Origin of the sequence: Mesorhizobium sp. M7A.F.Ca.US.008.03.1.1, from assembly GCF_003997495.1 — a bacterium.
Taxonomy (GTDB): Bacteria; Pseudomonadota; Alphaproteobacteria; order Rhizobiales; family Rhizobiaceae; genus Mesorhizobium.
In genome coordinates this window covers 1-18,298 of sequence record NZ_RZRU01000044.1, presented here as the reverse complement: position 1 = coordinate 18,298, position 18,298 = coordinate 1, and the positions used below count along the sequence as shown (strand labels likewise).

Below are 18,298 nucleotides of genomic sequence, written 5' to 3'. Positions count from 1 at the left end.
TCAGGGCGTTGGCCGTCGAGACCAACGAAAACTGGATGGAGGCCAACCGATACATCAACATGGACGACCTGCGCGAGCACAAGAAGCTCGCTCTACGCCAAGCCGCATGACCAGCACCATGGCCGCCCAATTTTGCAGAACTTGACGCACACAACCGAAAACCGCTTCACACTTTTCCTGGAATTGCCCTAGTCGAACAGGCTCGACACCGATTCTTCGGTCGCGGTGCGCGAAATGGCTTCGCCCATCAGGTCGGCGATCGAGATGACGCGGATGTTGGCCGCGTCGAGCACGCCCTGGGTCGGCTGGATGGAATCGGTGATCACCAGTTCCTGCAGCTTCGAGCCGCTGATGCGGGCAACCGCACCGCCCGACAGCACACCGTGGGTGATGTAGGCGGTGACGCTGGTGGCGCCGTTGGCCAGCAGCGCATCGGCGGCGTTGCACAGCGTGCCGCCGGAATCGACGATGTCGTCGATCAGCAGGCAATCCTTGCCGGCGACCGCGCCGATGATGTTCATGACTTCCGATTCACCGGGCCGTTCGCGGCGCTTGTCGACGATGGCCAGTTGCGCATCGAAGCGCTTGGCCAGCGCACGGGCGCGGACCACGCCGCCAATGTCGGGCGAGACCACCACGACGTTGCCGAGTTGCTTGTATTTGGCCTTCACATCGCGGGCCATCACCGGCACGGAGAACAGATTGTCGGTCGGGATGTCGAAGAAGCCCTGGATCTGGCCGGCATGCAGGTCAAGCGTCAGAACGCGGTCGACGCCGGCGCGGGTGATCATGTTGGCGACCAGCTTGGCCGAGATCGGCGTGCGGCCGGAGGCGCGGCGATCCTGCCTGGCGTAGCCGAAATAGGGGATGACCGCCGTGATGCGCTTGGCCGAGGAGCGCATGAAGGCATCGATCATGATGAGCAGTTCCATCAAATGATCGTTGGTCGGAAACGAGGTCGACTGCAGGATGAAGACATCCTCGCCGCGCACATTTTCCTGGATTTCGACGAAGATTTCCTGGTCGGCGAAGCGCCTGACCGTGGCTTTGCCCAGCGGGACGTTGAGGTACCGGGCGACCGCTTCGGCCAGCACCCTGTTGGAATTGCCCGCGAAGAGTTTCATGCACGGTTCCTGGTGGAGGATGATGAGACCTGACGGACTCGCTTGCGCCCTTTAACCGGGCTTTTAGCGGCCCGCGCGTGTATTGCAAGCGCCGAGATCGGGAATCCGCCGGCTAACCTCAAGAAAGCTCCGCGCCATCGCCGGACTGCAACAGGGAGCAGCGGACTTGCGCTGCTCCTTCTTCTCGTTGGGCATCGGATTTTCCCAAAACCGTCTACACTTTTGGGTCCGATGCCTCTAGCCCGCCTTGCCGCCGAGCCAGGCCGCGAACTGGTCGATGGTCTGATCGGCGATCGCCTGCATGGTGGCCGGCGAGACCCCCTTCCAGCTGTCGCCGCCCGCGCTGGCGCCGGAATTGACCGACGGGGCCTTCTGCTGGCCATTGATGCGGTGCAGCCGGTTGCCGGCGGGGTCATAGACGTCCCAGACATAGATGACGGTGGTGTCGGCGCCTTCCGACATCGTCGAGAAATAGCCCTTCAGCACATGTGTCACGGTCTGGTCGGCGCTGCCGGCGAGCGTGATGCCGCGCTGCCTGGCGCGGGTCTGCAACTCCGCCGTCAGAGGTGTCGCGGCTTCCACCGAAGCGCCGACGATCGGCGCGATCTGCAGGCGGGTCTTCGACAGGATGGCGGCGCTTTGGGCTGATGTGACCGGTGCGGCGGTGGTTGCGGGAGCGCCCGCCGTGCTGGTGGCGGGCCCGGTCGGAACCGTGTTACCTGACGTAGCGGGCAGCGTCTGGGTCGACGTCGCCGGCGGCGTGATCGCCGACGGTTCGAGCACGTCCTTTGCGTTGGTGCAGGCGGCAAGAGCCAATGCCACAAGCAATGACACGGTCGTCACATGCGATCGTCTCATTTGCCTTCTAACTCCTTGGCGAAGAACGCCTCCCATTGTGGATTCACTTTACGATCAAGTCGAGATCATGGCGGGACAGCGGCTTGGGCTGGGATTCCGTGGTCAGGTAGGTGCGGCCAAGCGTCATCGCCGTCTCGGTGTCGGAATCCATGATGATCATATGGGCGAACAGCGTCATGTTGGGCGCGATCGGTTCGGGATTGCCCTGGTAGAACATCGGCATGTCCATCCAGGACGGGGTGAAGCGGGCGCCGACCGAATAGCCGCAGGCGTTCAGCCGGTGCTTGGTGAGGCCGTGCGCCTCCATGGTGCGGGCATGCGCATCGAAGACGTCGCCGAAGCTGTTGCCCGGCATCATCGCCTTCTCGACAGCCAGGAGTGCTGCGCGGGCGGCGTCGAACAGTTCCTGATGGCGCTTCGACACCTTGCCGGTCAGCACCGTGCGCATCATCGGCGCATGGTAGTGGTTGAAGACGCCGGCCCATTCGAGCGTCAGCTGGTCATTCTTGGTGAGCTTGCGGCGGCCGGCCTTGTAGCGGCACAGCAGCGCATCGACGCCGGAGCCGATGATGAACTCATTGGCCGGGTAGTCGCCGCCGCCGGCGAAAATCGCGCCCTGCATGGCGGCCAGGATCAGGGCTTCGTCGCCGCCCTGCTTGATCAGCGGCAGCGCCGCGTCGAGCGCATCGTCGGAGAGATTGGCGGCCTTCTCGGCCTTGGCGATCTCGGCCGGACTCTTGAACAGACGCAGCCGGCCGACAATGCCGGACGCATCGGCGATCTGGCCGAAGGTCTGCAACTGCTCGTCCAGGCGGCGGCCATTGAAGGCGGTCAGGCCGTGGGTGTCGTATTCGACACCGATGCGGGCACCGAGCAGGTCGAGTTCGTTGAGCAGATTGCGCAGGTCGACCGCCGGATTGGCGCCGTTGCGGTCGGTCCACAAGACGATGTTGTCGATAATCGAGGTCTGACGCGCCTGGCGCAGGTCGGCCGAGCGGGTCAGAAGCACCATCGAACCGTCGGCCTTCACCACCAGGCACTGGAAGAAGCAGAAGCCGAACGTGTCGTAGCCGGTCAGCCAGTACATGCTTTCCTGCGCAAACAGCAGGATGGCGTCGAGCTTCTTTTCGGCCATCTCGATGATCAGCCGGTCGCGCCGCGCGTCAAATTCAGATCGTTCAAAATGCAGCGCCATTATTCCCTCTCCAAGACAATTGCCGAAACCTGCCGGCCGTAATCGGGCTCCTTGCGATGCGTGGTGCGCCGGTAGGAGTAGAACAGGCCTTCCTCGGCGTAAGTGCAGCGGTCGAGGCCCTCAGCCGTCACGCCGGCCTTGGCCAGCCGGTCAACCGTGTAGCGGTTGAGGTCGAACATCGCATGGCCGGCATTGGCGGACGGCGCGAAATAGAGGATGTTTTCGGCGGCGGCGTCGACAAAGCGGGCGACGAATTCCGGGCCGACCTCGTAGTTTTGCGGGCCGATGGAGGGGCCTAGCACGGCGACGATGTTTTGGCGCCGCGCGCCGAGGCTTTCCATCGCCAGGATGGTGTTTTCGAGCACGCCGGTGAACGCGCCTTTCCAGCCGGCATGCGCGGCGCCGATGATGCGTGCCTGCGCGTCAGCGAACAGCACGGGACCGCAATCGGCGGTCGAGGCGCCGATGGCGATGCCAGGCCGGTCGGTGACGATGGCATCTGCCTTGGGCCGCTCGCCGGCAAAGGGTTCGCTGACGATGATGACGTCGGGCGAATGGACCTGCCAGGCGGTCAACAGATGGCTCGCCGGCACGCCCATCCAGGCGGCGACGCGGCCGCGATTCTCGGCGACCAGCGCCTGGTCGTCATTCGATCCGGTGCCGATGTTGAGGCCCTGGTAGATGCCGCTGGAGACACCGCCGATGCGTGTGAAATAGCCGTGGCGGATGCCTTGTGCCTGCGCCTTGTCCAGCAGCGGCGACCGAACGGGATCCGGTTTGGTCTGATTCAGCATGCGGGCGTTGTTGTCCGTGTGGGCGGTTTCGTCAAGAAGAAGGTGCTTGGTCGAGAACAGGCGCTGCAAGGCGCGGACGGGAGATTGGGAGGGGCGGCGGTAAAAAGTCAATCCGCCCCGGCGAAGGGCCGAACCGCCACGCCGCGAGGCAGTACCGCAAGCACCTTGAACAGTTCGCCCATGGCTTGCGGCCCTGCGAGGCGCTCGACGTCGCCGGCGATCCTTTCGCGCGCCGCCTGGCCGGTATCGGCGCCAAGCCGGCCGGCGCGCTCGAGGATGCCCATGCCGAGCAGGAAGTCGCCCTGTGTCGTCAGATGGGCTTCGAGGCCATGTGCACGCACGATCGCGGCAAGGGCGGCGAAATCGACGTGGGAGGTGAGGTCGGCCTCACCGGGATTGGCCAGCACATCTTCGTGATCATGGCTGCGCAAGGCCTGCAGCGTGTCCCCGACACCCGACTGGAGATGGCCGTAGTCGAGAAACAGGCCGGCGCCACCATGCCTGGATATGCGCTCGGCGATTGTTGCCATGAGCGTGGTGCGGGCAGGCGCCACTTCGGCGATCGCACCTTGCGGCGCGTCGGTGGCATCGGCGGGCAGTAGCGTCGGGTCGACTGAGCCGGCGCCGGCGAAGAAGCAAAGGTCATTGGTCTCGTCGAGGCCGACCATGCGCTCGCGCCAGCCGGCGCCGGCGCGGATGAACTGGCGGATGGGCACGGCGTCGAACAGTTCGTTGCCGACGAGGAACAGCGATTGTTGCGGCAAGGTCTCGATGGTGTCATGCCAGCCAACCGCGAAGGGTGTGACGCCAAGCGTCTTTTTTTGCACCTCGGTCAGGCGCGGGCTGGTCTCGATCATGGCGAAGGTGGCGCCGTTGGCAAGATCGGGATCGAGCCGCGACAGCGTGCGCAGCATGTCCTTCATCAGCGTGCCGCGGCCGGGTCCGATCTCGGCGATGGTGGCCGGCAGCGGCCGGCCGCTCGCCAGCCAGGCTTGATAAAGCCACACGGCGACCAGTTCGCCGAACATCTGGCTGATCTCCGGCGCGGTGATGAAGTCGCCGCCCGCACCAAAAGGCTCGCGCGTCGTGTAGTAGCCGTCCGCCGGGTCGAACAGGCACAGCGCCATGTACTCGTTGATCGGTATCGGCCCCAGGGCCTCGATCAGGTCGACGATGCGGGTCTTCAGCCGTGTCATGCCGGCTGCGGCTGTGCCACCGGCTTGGCGGTCGCCATCGCCCAGATGCCGGCCAGCACCATCGGCGTCGACAGGATCATGCCCATGGTCAGCCAGTTGGTGCCGAGGAGATAGCCGAGCTGCTGGTCGGGCTCGCGGAAGAACTCGACGAAGATGCGCGACAGGCCGTAGCCGCAGATGAAGGCGCCGCCTACGAAGCGCGGCGTCTTCAGCTTGAGGCGCGAATGGGTGAGGATGCGCAGCACGAGGAACAGCACCACGCCCTCCAGAAGCGCCTCATAGAGCTGGCTCGGATGACGGGCAAACGGTCCGCCATTAGGAAACTCGAAAGCCCAGGGCACGTCGGTTGGCCGGCCCCACAGCTCGGAATTGATGAAATTGGCGACGCGCACCAGGCCAAGGCCGACCGGCACGCCTGCCGCCACGACGTCGAACAGCGACCATGTGCGGATGCCGCGCTTGATGGAAAACAGCGTCATGGCGAGGATGACGCCGAGCAGGCCGCCATGGAACGACATGCCGCCCTGCCAGACCGCGAAGATGTCGAGCGGGTGCGCGATGTAGCGCGCCAGATCATAGAACAGCACATAGCCGGTGCGGCCGCCCAGCACGACGCCGATGGCCGCCCAGACGATGAAGTCGTCGAGATCCTCAGGCTTCATCGGCAGGACGCCGTTCGGCCATAGCCTGGCATTGGCGGCGAGCCGCTTGGCATACCACCAGGCAAACAGGATGCCGACGATATAGCCGACGCCGTACCAGTGCACCGCCAGCGGCCCGATCTGGATGAGGATCGGGTTGATGTTGGGGAAGGGCAGGGAGGCCAGCGGCAGCAGGAAATATTCGTTCAACGGGGAACTCTCGGTTGCGAACGTGTTTGGCCGCGGACCATGCGGCAGGGTTTTGGCAGGGTCAAGGCAAGCCGGACGCTTCCGACTTGATGCCGCAGCAGGCTTCAACGTTCTTGCATTCCGCGCGCAGCGCCACTACGTCATTTCAAGCAAGCGAGGATTTGCCATGTCGACCGGACCGAACCGCATTCTCGATGAATTCGCCAAGCTGATGACCGACGCCGCCGGCGCCGCCCAGGGCGTGCGCCGTGAGGTGGAGACCGCCTTCAAGGGCCAGGCCGAACGCATCCTGAACACCATGGACGTGGTGCAGCGCGAAGAGTTCGAAGCCGCGCGCGAGATGGCCGCCAAGGCGCGGGAAGAAAACACCCGCCTTGCCGCCCGCATCGAGGCGCTCGAGGCGAAGCTTGCCGAACTGGCCGGTGGCGCCGCACCGGCGGCGGCGGCCAAGCCGCGCACAAAAAAATAATCGTTAAACTTTTCCACATAGCCCGATCCTGAAAAGCGCTTTGCCGTGAATCGCTTAACGGCATTGCATGAATCTTTGTGACAGCGGCTTTCCACATGCGAATGACGCAGTGCGAAAAATTGGGCTGTTCACGCGACTCCCGATCAATAGACTGAATTTGTTGCATGATTCGGAGCAGGGTCATGCGACCGGGCGGTGGGTCCGGTCTGGGGTCTTTGCGTCGAGAAGTAGTCTTTGCGCGAAGAAAGTCCTGGCCGTCCGAGTTCTAGACAAGATTGTTCGTTGTGTGTGCCCTCCCGCGGAGCGTGTGGCGGCGCTCGTACAGAACGACAGGAAGCATTCCATGGAACTTCTCGAACTCGAATTCTCCCGCGAAATCCATCCGGTGGATGTTATCGAGCAGGTGGCCCACAACAACGACTGGTCCTTTGAGCGGGCCGGCGACGACGAGATTTCTATCTCGGTTGCCGGAAGCTGGACCGACTATCATGTCTCCTTTTCGTGGATGGAGGATTTCGAGGCGCTGCACCTGGCCTGCGCCTTCGACATCAAGGTGCCGGAGACCCGCGCGCTGGAAGTGATGCGGCTCTTGTCGCTGATCAACGAGCAGATGCTGTTCGGCCATTTCGACCTCTGGGAGCAGGAGGGCGCGATCATGTTCCGCCAGTCGCTGCTGCTGGCCGGCGGGGTCGAGCCGTCGAGCCAGCAGGTCGAAGTGTTGCTGTCGTCGGCGCTGGAAGCTTGCGAATGCTATTTCCAGGCGTTCCAGTTCGTCGTGTGGTCGGGAACCTCGGCCAAGGACGCCCTGGCCGGCGTGCTGTTCGAGACCTATGGCAACGCCTGAGTCCCCGCAAGGCAGACAAGACCAAGATGAGTTCGAACAGCGAGCGCAAGCCCGAGATCAGTTTTGCCGATTTCGATCGTGTCGACATCCGCGCCGGCACGATCGTCGAGGCCGAACCGTTTCCCGAGGCGCGCAAGCCCGCATTCAAGCTGAAGATCGATTTCGGTGCCGGCATCGGCATCAAGAAGTCGTCGGCGCAGATCACCAAATACTATACACCGGAGACGCTGATCGGCCGGCAGGTGTTCGCGGTGGTCAATTTCCCCCCGCGCCAGATCGGTCCATTCATGTCGGAAGTGCTCACTCTCGGCTTTCCCGACGAAGAGGGCGCTGTGGTGCTCGGCGCGATCGAGCGTAAGGTGCCGGATGGCGGGCGGTTGTTTTAGGGTCCCGACTGGGGATCAGAATCCCAGACGAACCGGGATAGATTGATAATCCTTTCGGCAGATGCTTCAGCATGGATTTTGCCGACGTGCCGGGAGTGTCGCGCGTGGACATCATCCGCTTTTCCTGTCCGCGTCGACCGATTTCCTTATTTTGTAAAATTTGAACTGCTTGCCTTCGGCGATTAATTCAAGATTGCCGTGTCGTGGCGGGCTGCTCTCCGGCGCGATTACCAGCAGATAGTCAAAGTCACGGGTCCAATGCGCTGCATACGCCGCCTCGACCGGTGGGGAAGCACCGGCGGCGTAAGCCTCCAGTTCAGACATCGGGATGGGCCCGCCTTGCGGTATGGTCAGGTTTGCTACTTCCGGCCGGGGCCTCACCGGCTGTTTTCCCGGATAGGTGAACAGCGTTGGCATCAGTGCATTGCGTGTGACTACGGCCAACGCGGCAGCATTGTACATTGGATAAAGGAGCAGATTCGTTGGCGGGTCGTCTGGAAAGCCATTCTGGCCGGTAAGGATTCGCGAGCCCATTGGAATGGCGTCGAACGCGGTCATAAGGGCACGATATTCGCTGCGGCACGACAATTGCGCCCAGATCGTGATGCCACTGTTTGCAAGCCCGGCGCCAAACGCCAACGCGACGAGAAGTGTTCCACGCGAGCCTTGCGGACGCTTGATCGTGACGAAGGCTGGCAGGATCAGAATAAGCGCCAGAAGAACGCGCCCGTCGACAAAGGCCGTATCCGCAACGCGAAACGGCATGACAATGAACAGGCACAGGAGCCCAAAGCCTATCCAGCAGCCGACGCGAGAGACCGCCACTATCCTGTGCTTCACCGCAAGGTAAGCGAGAATGATCAGCACCACGGTCACGGCTGAGGAAGTGTATCTGCTGAAGCCGTTGACTTGAACCAGCGCCAACAATTTCGCCGACAGGGCCCATTCGGTTCCTTCGCCACCCACTTTGCCGCCGTAGGCGAGCGCCAGGGCGCCAACTGCGACGACCGGAGCAGCCATTCCGGTAACCAGCAAGATCGTGCGTTTCCAATTCTCAATATGGCCGGGCCAGCGGGAGAGTTCGTACAGCCCCACCACAACGCCATACAGGCCGAGGGCAAATAAGTGAGAGATATACAGAACCACGACGAAGACGGCGTGGATGGCAAGGCGCAGCGGCAAAGGTCTTTCCGCAAGCCAAATCCAAACCGCGATGGACCAAAGAACGATCCCGAACCCAAATTCGAAATTCACGAATCCGAAAGCGAAAGGCATGGCGTAGAGGAAGAGCGAAGCGACGAAGCCGCTGAGGATCACACGCCCTTGTGCGGCCGCTCCGACGGCCATTGCCCCGCTGACGACCAGCATTTGCGAGACTAGATAGAAAAGCTTTGATGCCAGCTCGATCCCGATCAAGCGTCCAGCGAACGGGACAACGAGATCCATGGCTAGATTAGGGTAGGGTGCCCACGCGGCTTCATAGTAGGGATGGGCCTCGGACGTACCGGCGCGCATCAGGATCGACATTCTTGCAAGATGATTTGGGTAGTCCGCCATAGCCGGTATGTCGACGAGCAGTACGGGCAAGAAAGCCACCAGCAGCAGAACTATCAGCAAGATACCTTCGGGCCTGATGAAATGGCTCGTATAACTGTTGATTTTGCTGGAGGCGGTTGCTTCGAACATGCCGCAATGTAGGTAGAAAGGGTAAATTTTGAGTCGCCGACAGGGCCAAGGATTCCATGTCTTGGGGAGGACGAGATGGCGGCGCATCTCAAGTATTGATGACTACTCAGCTCGGGACTGCATTGTCAATTTGACTTGGTCAAGGCTCCGAAGTCGTACCATACAAGCTATGACCCCGAACCATCCCTTTGAAACAAGGGTGCCGTGGCAGACTAGCGGTTGATCATGCGTCGCCACGCTTTGTCATCCGTGGCGGTGCGTCGGCTTCGCCCTTGGATAATGAAAAGCACGATCAGGCCGCCAGCTTTCGCGGTATGCCCAGCGCTTCCTCGACCGTGTCGAGGAACATTTCCGCACAGGCCTTCCAGCTGTAGCGCATGGCGCGTTCGCGGGCTTCGGCACGGTCGACGATGAGCGCGGCGAGTGAGGCCTCGCGCAGATCGTTGGAGACCGCGCCTCCAAAACCATCGCCGACAATGTCGATCGGCCCGGTCACCGGATAGGCGGCAACCGGCGTGCCGCTGGCCAGCGCCTCGATGATGACGTTGCCGAACGTGTCGGTGCGGCTCGGGAAGACGAAGACGTCGACCGAGGCATAGATCTCGGCCAGTTCGTCGTTGGGGCGATGGCCGAGGAAATGCGCTTGCGGGTATTTCGCCTTCAGCCTGGCAAGCTCGGGGCCTTCGCCGACGATCACCTTGCTGCCCGGCAGGTCGAGGTCGAGGAAGGCGGAGAGGTTCTTTTCGATGGCGACGCGGCCGACGCAGAGGAAGACCGGGCCCGGGAAGCCGAGATCCTTCTTCTTGTCGGGCCGGAAATGATCGGTGTCGACGCCGCGCGTCCACGGCCGCAGCTTGGTGAAGCCGCGCGCCGAGAGGTCGTCGGCGAGCGACTGGGTGGCGACCAGCGTGCCCTGGCCGGAATTGTGGAAATCGCGCAGCCAGCGATAGGCCCAGCTTTCCGGCACCGGCAGGCGGGCGCTGAGATATTCGGGAAAGCGCGTGTGATAGCTGGTGGTGAACGGACGGCCGGCATTGCGGCAATAGCGCCGCGCCATGATGCCGAGCGGTCCTTCGGTGACGATGTGGACGTGGTCGGCCTTGCCGGCGTCGATCAGGCGCGCGACATGGCCAGGCGTGGTTAGCGCCAGCCTGATGTCGGGATAGGTCGGCAAGGGCAGGGTGCGAAAGATATTCGGCGTCAGGAAATCCACCGAGACATCGAAGGATTTCAGCGTCTCGGTGAGCCGCTCCAGCGTGTGGACAACGCCGTTGACTTGCGGGCGCCAGGCGTCGGTGACCATCAATATGCGCATGGCGGCCCTTTGCTTGAAAGGTCGACGGTTGCCTTGAGACGATGCCGGAACGGCGACCAGCCTGCTGCTCTCGCTTCGCTCCAGCGCACCCGGACGGGTACGGGGTCGAAGATAGGCGGCAAGGCCGAATCAATTGAGGTCGCGCGCTTCATGCGCGCTCTTGATCATGGTTTCATGACGGGCGGATGAAGCCGGTTTCCACTTTTCGGAGTCGCGCCCGGTTATGCGGGAACCTTGATGATGGCGCGCAGTCCGCCGAGCGGGCTGTCTTCAAGAGTGATGTCGCCGCCATGGGAGCGGGCGATGTCGCGGGCGATCGACAGGCCGAGCCCGGTGCCGCTGGCATCGAGGTTGCGGGCCTCGTCGAGCCGCACGAAAGGCTTGAACACGTCTTCGCGTCGGTCGGCGGGAATGCCCGGACCATCGTCGTCGATGGTGACCAGCAGCGAGCCGCGGCCATGGGTGGCGTTGACCTCAACCGTCTTGGCATAGCGGAAGGCGTTGCCGATCACGTTGGACATCAGCCGGGCAAAGGCGTTCGGCCGCACATGCACATCGGGGTCTCCGGCAAGCGTCGTCGACAGCTTGCGCTTGCGCAGCCTGGCTTCCTCGTCGAGCTTCTCGAAATAGGCCTCGAGATCGAACCGTCCGGCGTCTTCCGAAGCCTCGCCACGGGCAAAGGCGAGATAGCCTTCGAGCATCGACTGCATATCGTCGATGTCCTGGTCGAGCGCGGCCTTGGTCTCGGTCTTGCCGCCGGAAAGCGCCAACTGCAGCTTGAAGCGGGTGAGGATGGTTCGCAGGTCATGGCTGACGCCGGTCAGCATGGCGGTGCGTTGCTCGATCTGGCGCTCGATGCGCTCGCGCATCTGCATGAAGGCAAAGCCGGCGCGGCGAACCTCTTCGGCGCCGCGCGGCCGGAAGTCGCGCGGCATCGGCCGGCCCTTACCGAAGCTTTCGGCGGCTTCGGCGAGCATCAGGATCGGCCGGATCTGGTTGCGCAGGAAGGGAATGGCGATCATCAGGAGCACCAGCGAGGTGCCGACCATCCAGATCAGGAAGATGTGGGTGTTGGAGGCATAGGCCTGGCTGCGGCGCACGAAGACGCGCAGCACCTTGCCCTCGAGCTGCACGCGCACCTCGACGATGTTGGAGTTGCCGACCGTGTCGATCCAGAACGGGCGGTTGATCTGGCGGGTGATCTCGGACGAGAGAACATCATCCAAAATCGAGAAAAACGGCTTTGGACCGGGCGCGGGCAGTGGGTCGGGCGGCAAGAGGTCGACCTTCAGCTGCATGCGGTCCTGGGCGATGCGGATGATGTTGGTGTAGTCGGCATCGCGCGGATAGGTCTCGATCAGGTCGATGATAGCGGCGATGTCGCGCACGGTGGCCTGCGACAGGCGCTGCGTCACGGTTGCCCAATGACGTTCCATGAAGACGAAGGCGACGACTGATTGCAGCAGGATCATCGGCGCGATGACGATGATCAGCGAGCGGGCATAGAGCCGCTTGGGCATATAGAGCGAGACGAGGCGCCAGAAGCGGTTCCAGGCGCGCGGCACCGCCTTCAGCGTCCGCGCGGCGCGTGCGCTCAAGCCGCCATTGCCCGGCTGTTCCAGTTCCGTGGTTGCCATTCGCTCTTTTCGCTTGCCCGCAGCCGTTCAGCCGGCCGCAGGCGGCATTCTATTCCACGCTGAGCCGATACCCAATACCGCGTACGGTCTGCAGCCAGACCGGATTGGACGGATCGCGCTCGATCTTGCGGCGGAGCCGGTTGATCTGGACGTCGATGGTGCGCTCGCCGACTTCCGAATCGTCGCCGACAAGCTCGTGGCGGGGTATCGTCTCGCCGGCCCGCGCGGCGAAGATCGCCAGGATCTCCTGCTCGCGGTCCGTCAGCTTCAACGCCTCGCCGCCGCGCTTCAATTCGCGCCTGGCGATCTGGAAGGTGTAGGGGCCGAAGACCAGCTGCTCGACCTTGGGCGTGGTCGCCGGGCCACCGCGGCGCAGGATGTTGTTGATGCGCAGGATCAGCTCGCGCGGATCGAACGGCTTTGGCAAGTAGTCGTCGGCGCCAGCCTCCAGCCCTGAGATGCGGCTGTCGGTCTCCGACAGCGCCGTCAGCATCAGGATCGGTACGTTCTTTTCGGCCCGCAGCGACTTGGTCAGGTCGACGCCCGTCTCGCCGGGCATCATGACGTCCAGCACCAGAAGGTCGAAGTCGAGGCCGGCAAGCTTGCGCCTGGCTTCGCCGGCATTGCCGGCGACGGTGACGCGAAAGCCATTTTCGGTCAGATACTGCTTGAGAAGATTGCGGATGCGGGTGTCGTCGTCGACGACAAGCAGATGCGGCGCGTCGTCGTCTGGCGCGGCCGCGTGATCGACGCGTTCAGTGCTCTCCATGGCTTTTCCCTGACATTTTTGCGGACCCAACGTCGATCTGCGCCCTCAGTTCCGGATTGACCATCGCTTCGAGGAACCGTTCCACCAAGGTCCGTTCGGTTACTCCGGAATCCCCCAATGCAGCATGGATGCGGCGCGACTGTGGCCGCGCCAGCGCCAGCGCCAGCGCACGGCCTTTGGCTGTAGGATAAAGTTCGCGCTGGCGGCGGTCGCGCGGACCTTGCAACTGCACGACATGGTCGGTGTCGATCAGTTGCTTGAGCACGCGGGCCAGGCTCTGCTTGGTGATCTTCAGCACGTCGAGTAGTTCGGCGACCGTCAGGCCCGGCCTGCGGTTGACGAAATGCAGCACCCGGTGGTGGGCCCGGCCGAAGCCGTAATCGGCCAGGATCTGGTCCGGATCGGAGGTGAAGTCACGATAGGCAAAGAAGAGCAGCTCGATGATGGCGAAGTCGATGCCGTCCTCGACCGACATCGCGGTCCTGATCGGTTTTCCGGCGGCTGGGCTTCGATCCGTCATTACTTCTCCGTGAGAAAGAGAGATTATGTCAGTACTATTGACGTAATTTCCCTGCAATGATAATTTTTGACAAGCTTTTGGGCGGATTGCGAACGAAAAGGCAAGGGAAGCCGGTTTTTCCGGAACTTCCTGGGTTTGCCAGAGCGCAATTATCCGCCTACGCTCCACCACAGAAGCCGCTTTGGGCGGCCGACGCGAACACACAACGATACAACTATCCGGGCTGCCGCCCGTGGGAGGTTAACATGGCATCCGTTCCCTTCGATCAACTCGATGGCTTCATCTGGATGAACGGCGAGTTCGTCCAATGGGGTGACGCCAAGATCCATGTGCTGACGCACGGGCTGCATTACGCCAGCGCTGTTTTCGAAGGAGAGCGCGCCTATGGCGGCGAGATCTTCAAGCTCAACGAACACACCGAGCGCCTGCATGAATCGGCACGCCTGCTCGGTTTCAAGATCCCCTATTCGGTGGCGGAGCTCAACGACGCCTCCACCACGCTTCTGAAGAAGCAGGGTTTCCAGGATGCCTATGTCCGGCCGATCGCCTGGCGCGGCAGCGAACAGATGGGCGTTTCGGCGCAGAACAACCGCATCAACTGCGCCATCGCCATCTGGCAATGGCCGAGCTATTTCGATCCTGCGCAGAAGCTGAAAGGCATCCGTCTCGATGTGGCGGAATGGCGCCGGCCCGACCCGCGCACCGCGCCTTCCAAGTCGAAGGCCGCCGGCCTCTACATGATCTGCACCATGTCCAAGCATGCCGCCGAGGCCAAGGGCTATGCCGACGCCATGATGCTCGACTGGCGCGGCCAGGTCGCGGAAGCGACCGGTGCCAATATCTTCTTCGTCAAGGACGGCAAGATCCATACGCCCAAGCCCGATTGTTTCCTCGACGGCATCACTCGCCGCACGGTCATTGGGCTGGCCAAGGATCGGGGCCTGGAGGTGATTGAACGCGCCATCCTGCCGGAAGAACTGGAGGGCTTCGAACAATGCTTCCTGACCGGCACGGCAGCGGAAGTAACGCCAGTTTCGGAGATCGGACCTTACCGATTCGAGGTCGGTGAAATCGCCAAGAACCTTATGAATGACTATTCTGCCGCCGTTCAACCCAAGCACGCGATCGCTGCAGAATAACGATAGTCACAACTTTTTTAGCAAGCAGGGGCGGTTTTAGGGCCGCCCCTTTTATTTAAGCGTTCCTGCATTTGACTTTCGTCCAATTCGGCGTCTCATGATGCTGTCGGCCCGGGAGGCTGGCAGCTATGGAGGGACTAATCATATGGACATGAACACGCTTCTTCCGATCATCATACAGGTGATTACGGGTATCATCGGTGGTCAGGCGGTCGGTGCGGCTCTCAAGACGGCGGCGATGGGGCAGCTTCCCAAAATCCTGGGCGGAGCCATTGGCGGCGTCGGCGGTGCGGCGATCCTCGGCAGCCTGCTCGGCGGCGGCGCGATCACTCCGGACGCAGCTGCGGCGGCAACGAGCGGTCTCGGCAGCGCGCTGAACCTGCAGAACATCGTCGGCGGCGCTGGCGGCGGCGCGATCCTGACCGGCATTCTCGGCGCGGTCATGGGCGCCATGAAGAAGTAAGCGGCCATTCGGTCCAAACTTTCAGAATGGGCGGCTTCGGCCGCCCATTTCCGTTTTTGAGGCTACTGACTGTTCGTCTTTCGGGGGTGGACGCCCTTCGTTCGCGCCTCTACATCACCGCGTGAACATTGAAAGGACGATCATGGGTCAGCTCAATGCCGGCATCATGCCGGTCACACCGTTCCAGCAGAACTGCACCATCCTGTTCGACATGGACGACAAGCACGGTGTCGTCGTCGATCCGGGTGGCGACATCGACAAGGTGCTGGCGGTGCTGAAGGACAATGCGATCACGGCTGGGGCGATCTGGATAACGCATGGCCATATCGACCATGCCGGCGGCGCCATGGAACTGAAGGAAGCGCTCGGCGTCGAGATCACCGGTCCGCATGAGGCCGACAAGTCGCTGCTCGACAATCTGGAAAACCAGGGCAAGCGCTACGGCATCGCCGGAGCGCGCAACTGCGTGCCCGACCGGTTCCTGGCCGAAGGCGAGACCGTGTCGTTCGGCAGCCATGTGTTCGAGGTGCTGCATTGCCCCGGCCATGCACCAGGTCACGTCGTTTACTACAACCGCGCGGCCAAGTTCGCCCATGTCGGCGACGTGCTGTTCCGCGGCTCGGTCGGGCGCACCGACCTGCCGGGCGGCGACCACGCAGCGCTGATCGCTTCGATCAAGGACAAGCTCCTGCCGCTCGGCGACGACATCGGCTTCATATGTGGCCACGGTCCCGGCGGACGTTTTGGCGAGGAGAGGCGGACCAATCCTTTTTTGACTTGAACCAGGCTCGGATCCGTAGCTGTTTTTCATCGGCCTCAAGCAGACCGTTGACATTGTAGAGACCACAACAAAAAAGCGCCGGCCTTACGGTCAGCGCTTTTCTATTTTGGGGCAGGGAAGCCTTGGTTTAATTGGCAGTGCAGAAATGCTGTTCGCCGTCATTGCCGGTGAACGTGCCGGTACGGGAATTGAAGCTGCGGTAGCGGTCCGAGCAGTATTCGTACCAGTCACGCGTCCACGGCTCGGCATAACGATCGGCGTAGACCACCCGCGGCTCCGCATAGTAGCGGCGCACCGGGGCAGGGCGTATCACTACGTCACGATCGTAGTAACCGTCATCGTAGTAGCGGTCAGCGTCGGGCGGCGGCCGGTCATTGGCCAATGCACCACCGATCAGCGCGCCGGCCGCGAGGCCGAGCACGCCGGCGGCAACGGCATCGCCGTTGCCATGATGGCCATGATGACGGCGCCAGTCGCGCGCATTGGCGGCGGGCAAAGCCGTAAGCGTGGTAGCGACCACGGCAGCGGCCAGGACGGCGGTTTTAAAAATTCGGTTCATGTCGGTCTCCTTCGTGCCGGCCCGTGCAGTTTCGGGGATGCGGTCCGGCTTTACCGAACACTAATATGCGACCGTGGCTGAACGGGGGCTGAACGGATTTTTACGTGTTTATTCAAAACAGACGTCAAAAATCATAGGCTCTCAAGGGAGCGATCTGCCCGCGATCGCCGGTTTGAAGCCGGCTCAGCCGACCGACAGGTTGACGGCCTTGGGACCCTTGCCGCGCTTGTCCGGCTCGGTGTCGAACGACACTTTCTGGCCATCCTCGAGACCGGGAAGACCGGACGCTTGCACAGCTGAAATATGCACGAAAACATCCTTCTCGCCGTCATCGGGCGTGATGAAGCCGAAGCCCTTGGCATGGTTGAAGAATTTGACGGTGCCGGTCTGCGGCATGGGAAGCTCCTTTGTCCCATAAACTCCAGTCTCGGGCCGGCAAATGCCCGAGTGGAAATTTGTCCTTTATTTTAGCGTCATCGGCAAGGGAAAGTTTTGCGGGCGTCTAAAGCACGTTGCGGCATGCTTTAGGTCTTTGTTTTTATGCGAGTCGTTGCCCAGAACCGAGCCGCTGGGGCGACATGCGCTGGCCCTTGCCTTCGATAAGGAAAAGGCGCGACGAAGATCGCCGCGCCTTTCAAAATTCAATCCCTCTCCAGGCCAGGTGCCGGCATGGAGCCTCCGTCGCACGTCCGAGTGACATGCGGCGCGCCGATGGCTCAGGCTGCGCGGAGGTTGACGGCCTTGGGGCCCTTGCCCATGCGGTCCGGCTCGACGTCGAAGGTGACCTTCTGGCCGTCAACGAGCGTGCGCAAGCCGGAGGCTTCGATCGCGGAGATATGGACGAACACATCCTTGGCGCCCCCATCGGGCGTGATGAAACCGAAGCCTTTGGTCGCGTTGAAGAATTTAACGGTGCCGGTCTGGGCCATTGGGGAAACTCCTTCACCCGTTCAGTCTTTGGTGGTCCCGCCCGCCGCCTGGCGCAAAGGGCAGTTCCCGGTGGTTGCTTCGGCAGTCATGCATTGGCGCATGGTCAAACCCCCCGCCGAAAACGGGGCCGTCAGAGATTCACAGTATCGGGGAAAGGTCGTCCAAAACGTTCCGCTCTCCGGGTCGCAAATGCCCGAACACGGAATTTATCGCACGGAAACGTGATGGTTGCAAGATACCGCCGCGGGCCGCCGTACTGGCGCATCCCGACGCATCAATCGACTGACCTGAGCATCGATGGGCTCGGCATAGGCTTGCTTGCCGGTCGGGTCATCGGCCAGAGCCGATCCACGAATGGGCCAGACATCGGCGGCGCGCTGACCTCCCTTGCGGTCCAGGCCGTTGTCGTTTGCGGGGCTCAAACGGGGTTGCATTTGGCAAGGGAATGGCGAGGATCGGTAACCGGGGACGCGATCGTGGGAGATCATCATGAAATTTCTGGCGGCAATCTTTTCGCGGCAGGGTTTTGTCATCCTGTTGCTGTCGGCAATTCTTGCCGCCTGCACCGTCGTCGTCGATGACGGACCAGGGCCACGTCCGCGTCCGCCACGGCCGGAACAGCAATATTGCAGCAAGCAGTACGACCCGGTCTGTGCCCGGCGCGGCGGCGACCGCCAGACCTTCGCCAATGCCTGTCTTGCCGACCGGGCCGGCTACCGCATCGTGCGCGACAGTCCATGCCGCGACGGGCACAGACCGGGTCGTACTGCTTGCTGCAATAT

The 18,298-nt window shown here is 62.3% G+C and carries 20 protein-coding genes and 1 pseudogene; 7 read left to right on the top strand and 14 right to left on the bottom strand.

Annotated features, from left to right (window positions below; translation table 11 throughout):
• Positions 1–188: 188 nt before the first annotated feature.
• The 6 genes from EOA16_RS32070 to lgt form a co-directional block, all read right to left on the bottom strand.
• Positions 189–1,124: a ribose-phosphate pyrophosphokinase gene (locus EOA16_RS32070; RefSeq protein WP_127261692.1), complete on the bottom strand. Its 936-nt coding sequence runs from the start codon at positions 1,122–1,124 to the stop codon at positions 189–191.
• Positions 1,125–1,361: 237 nt separating this feature from the next.
• The gene (locus EOA16_RS32065) at positions 1,362–1,982 is read right to left on the bottom strand and encodes a hypothetical protein (protein ID WP_127261691.1); all 621 of its coding nucleotides are present in this window, start codon (positions 1,980–1,982) and stop codon (positions 1,362–1,364) included.
• 43 nt (positions 1,983–2,025) lie between these two features.
• A complete protein-coding gene (locus EOA16_RS32060; RefSeq protein WP_027039386.1) occupies positions 2,026–3,177 on the bottom strand; it encodes a Xaa-Pro peptidase family protein in 1,152 nt (383 codons plus the stop codon).
• Positions 3,177–3,971 carry a peptidoglycan editing factor PgeF gene (pgeF, locus tag EOA16_RS32055; protein ID WP_127261690.1) on the bottom strand — a complete coding sequence of 265 codons (795 nt, stop codon included), beginning with the start codon at positions 3,969–3,971 and terminating at the stop codon, positions 3,177–3,179. The genes EOA16_RS32060 and pgeF overlap by 1 nt, the downstream gene beginning before the upstream one ends.
• Before the next feature lie 107 nt (positions 3,972–4,078).
• Positions 4,079–5,167: a class I SAM-dependent methyltransferase gene (locus tag EOA16_RS32050; protein ID WP_127261689.1), complete on the bottom strand. Its 1,089-nt coding sequence runs from the start codon at positions 5,165–5,167 to the stop codon at positions 4,079–4,081.
• Complete coding sequence (lgt, locus tag EOA16_RS32045) at positions 5,164–6,018, bottom strand: prolipoprotein diacylglyceryl transferase (protein WP_127261688.1); 855 nt, start codon at positions 6,016–6,018, stop codon at positions 5,164–5,166. Before lgt ends, EOA16_RS32050 begins: the two co-directional genes overlap by 4 nt.
• Before the next feature lie 166 nt (positions 6,019–6,184).
• Here lgt and EOA16_RS32040 point away from each other — a divergent pair, with 166 nt between their 5' ends.
• The 3 genes from EOA16_RS32040 to EOA16_RS32030 all read left to right on the top strand — a co-directional run bounded on the left by EOA16_RS32040 (position 6,185) and on the right by EOA16_RS32030 (position 7,717).
• Positions 6,185–6,487: an accessory factor UbiK family protein gene (locus EOA16_RS32040; protein ID WP_127261687.1), complete on the top strand. Its 303-nt coding sequence runs from the start codon at positions 6,185–6,187 to the stop codon at positions 6,485–6,487.
• A 343-nt stretch (positions 6,488–6,830) separates the two neighbouring features.
• On the top strand, positions 6,831–7,331 hold the full coding sequence (locus EOA16_RS32035) for a YbjN domain-containing protein (protein ID WP_013893499.1): 501 nt from the start codon (positions 6,831–6,833) through the stop codon (positions 7,329–7,331).
• A 26-nt stretch (positions 7,332–7,357) separates the two neighbouring features.
• Complete coding sequence (locus EOA16_RS32030; RefSeq protein WP_127261686.1) at positions 7,358–7,717, top strand: tRNA-binding protein; 360 nt, start codon at positions 7,358–7,360, stop codon at positions 7,715–7,717.
• Positions 7,718–7,828: 111 nt separating this feature from the next.
• Here the strand turns inward: EOA16_RS32030 and EOA16_RS32025 are convergent, their stop codons facing one another.
• The 5 genes from EOA16_RS32025 to EOA16_RS32005 all read right to left on the bottom strand — a co-directional run bounded on the left by EOA16_RS32025 (position 7,829) and on the right by EOA16_RS32005 (position 13,644).
• Positions 7,829–9,403 (bottom strand): hypothetical protein, encoded by a 1,575-nt coding sequence (locus EOA16_RS32025; RefSeq protein ID WP_127261685.1) that lies wholly within the window; start codon positions 9,401–9,403, stop codon positions 7,829–7,831.
• Between the two features lie 292 nt (positions 9,404–9,695).
• On the bottom strand, positions 9,696–10,718 hold the full coding sequence (locus tag EOA16_RS32020) for a glycosyltransferase family 1 protein (protein ID WP_127261684.1): 1,023 nt from the start codon (positions 10,716–10,718) through the stop codon (positions 9,696–9,698).
• Between the two features lie 221 nt (positions 10,719–10,939).
• Complete coding sequence (locus EOA16_RS32015; protein ID WP_127261683.1) at positions 10,940–12,355, bottom strand: ATP-binding protein; 1,416 nt, start codon at positions 12,353–12,355, stop codon at positions 10,940–10,942.
• A gap of 49 nt (positions 12,356–12,404) precedes the next feature.
• Positions 12,405–13,124 (bottom strand): response regulator transcription factor, encoded by a 720-nt coding sequence (locus EOA16_RS32010; protein WP_013530014.1) that lies wholly within the window; start codon positions 13,122–13,124, stop codon positions 12,405–12,407.
• The gene (locus EOA16_RS32005) at positions 13,111–13,644 is read right to left on the bottom strand and encodes a MarR family transcriptional regulator (protein ID WP_027039379.1); all 534 of its coding nucleotides are present in this window, start codon (positions 13,642–13,644) and stop codon (positions 13,111–13,113) included. The genes EOA16_RS32010 and EOA16_RS32005 overlap by 14 nt, the downstream gene beginning before the upstream one ends.
• A gap of 245 nt (positions 13,645–13,889) precedes the next feature.
• On the opposite strand from EOA16_RS32005, the gene EOA16_RS32000 reads away from it, so the two are divergent.
• The 3 genes from EOA16_RS32000 to EOA16_RS31990 all read left to right on the top strand — a co-directional run bounded on the left by EOA16_RS32000 (position 13,890) and on the right by EOA16_RS31990 (position 16,027).
• Positions 13,890–14,783 (top strand): branched-chain amino acid aminotransferase, encoded by an 894-nt coding sequence (locus tag EOA16_RS32000; protein ID WP_109659803.1) that lies wholly within the window; start codon positions 13,890–13,892, stop codon positions 14,781–14,783.
• Between the two features lie 145 nt (positions 14,784–14,928).
• Complete coding sequence (locus EOA16_RS31995; protein WP_127261682.1) at positions 14,929–15,246, top strand: hypothetical protein; 318 nt, start codon at positions 14,929–14,931, stop codon at positions 15,244–15,246.
• 142 nt (positions 15,247–15,388) lie between these two features.
• Positions 15,389–16,027, top strand: coding sequence for an MBL fold metallo-hydrolase (locus tag EOA16_RS31990; RefSeq protein WP_127261681.1), 639 nt, complete (start codon positions 15,389–15,391; stop codon positions 16,025–16,027).
• Between the two features lie 127 nt (positions 16,028–16,154).
• Here EOA16_RS31990 and EOA16_RS31985 read toward each other — a convergent pair whose 3' ends face one another.
• The 3 genes from EOA16_RS31985 to EOA16_RS31975 form a co-directional block, all read right to left on the bottom strand.
• The gene (locus EOA16_RS31985) at positions 16,155–16,586 is read right to left on the bottom strand and encodes a BA14K family protein (RefSeq protein WP_127261680.1); all 432 of its coding nucleotides are present in this window, start codon (positions 16,584–16,586) and stop codon (positions 16,155–16,157) included.
• Positions 16,587–16,769: 183 nt separating this feature from the next.
• Complete coding sequence (locus tag EOA16_RS31980; protein WP_127261679.1) at positions 16,770–16,982, bottom strand: cold-shock protein; 213 nt, start codon at positions 16,980–16,982, stop codon at positions 16,770–16,772.
• Between the two features lie 320 nt (positions 16,983–17,302).
• Positions 17,303–17,515 (bottom strand): cold-shock protein, encoded by a 213-nt coding sequence (locus EOA16_RS31975; RefSeq protein WP_006202520.1) that lies wholly within the window; start codon positions 17,513–17,515, stop codon positions 17,303–17,305.
• A 490-nt stretch (positions 17,516–18,005) separates the two neighbouring features.
• Here EOA16_RS31975 and EOA16_RS31970 point away from each other — a divergent pair.
• Positions 18,006–18,298: pseudogene (locus EOA16_RS31970) on the top strand (peptidase); the annotation flags it as partial.

Bases quoted from the DNA above. Each gene is read 5' to 3' on its own strand.
- EOA16_RS32070 (WP_127261692.1), bottom strand. From the start codon at position 1,124: ATGAAACTCTTCGCGGGCAATTCCAACAGGGTGCTGGCCGAAGCGGTC.
- EOA16_RS32065 (WP_127261691.1), bottom strand. From the start codon at position 1,982: ATGAGACGATCGCATGTGACGACCGTGTCATTGCTTGTGGCATTGGCT.
- EOA16_RS32060 (WP_027039386.1), bottom strand. From the start codon at position 3,177: ATGGCGCTGCATTTTGAACGATCTGAATTTGACGCGCGGCGCGACCGG.
- pgeF (WP_127261690.1), bottom strand. From the start codon at position 3,971: ATGCTGAATCAGACCAAACCGGATCCCGTTCGGTCGCCGCTGCTGGAC.
- EOA16_RS32050 (WP_127261689.1), bottom strand. From the start codon at position 5,167: ATGACACGGCTGAAGACCCGCATCGTCGACCTGATCGAGGCCCTGGGG.
- EOA16_RS32040 (WP_127261687.1), top strand. From the start codon at position 6,185: ATGTCGACCGGACCGAACCGCATTCTCGATGAATTCGCCAAGCTGATG.
- EOA16_RS32035 (WP_013893499.1), top strand. From the start codon at position 6,831: ATGGAACTTCTCGAACTCGAATTCTCCCGCGAAATCCATCCGGTGGAT.
- EOA16_RS32030 (WP_127261686.1), top strand. From the start codon at position 7,358: ATGAGTTCGAACAGCGAGCGCAAGCCCGAGATCAGTTTTGCCGATTTC.
- EOA16_RS32025 (WP_127261685.1), bottom strand. From the start codon at position 9,403: ATGTTCGAAGCAACCGCCTCCAGCAAAATCAACAGTTATACGAGCCAT.
- EOA16_RS32020 (WP_127261684.1), bottom strand. From the start codon at position 10,718: ATGCGCATATTGATGGTCACCGACGCCTGGCGCCCGCAAGTCAACGGC.
- EOA16_RS32015 (WP_127261683.1), bottom strand. From the start codon at position 12,355: ATGGCAACCACGGAACTGGAACAGCCGGGCAATGGCGGCTTGAGCGCA.
- EOA16_RS32010 (WP_013530014.1), bottom strand. From the start codon at position 13,124: ATGGAGAGCACTGAACGCGTCGATCACGCGGCCGCGCCAGACGACGAC.
- EOA16_RS32005 (WP_027039379.1), bottom strand. From the start codon at position 13,644: ATGACGGATCGAAGCCCAGCCGCCGGAAAACCGATCAGGACCGCGATG.
- EOA16_RS32000 (WP_109659803.1), top strand. From the start codon at position 13,890: ATGGCATCCGTTCCCTTCGATCAACTCGATGGCTTCATCTGGATGAAC.
- EOA16_RS31995 (WP_127261682.1), top strand. From the start codon at position 14,929: ATGGACATGAACACGCTTCTTCCGATCATCATACAGGTGATTACGGGT.
- EOA16_RS31990 (WP_127261681.1), top strand. From the start codon at position 15,389: ATGGGTCAGCTCAATGCCGGCATCATGCCGGTCACACCGTTCCAGCAG.
- EOA16_RS31985 (WP_127261680.1), bottom strand. From the start codon at position 16,586: ATGAACCGAATTTTTAAAACCGCCGTCCTGGCCGCTGCCGTGGTCGCT.
- EOA16_RS31980 (WP_127261679.1), bottom strand. From the start codon at position 16,982: ATGCCGCAGACCGGCACCGTCAAATTCTTCAACCATGCCAAGGGCTTC.
- EOA16_RS31975 (WP_006202520.1), bottom strand. From the start codon at position 17,515: ATGGCCCAGACCGGCACCGTTAAATTCTTCAACGCGACCAAAGGCTTC.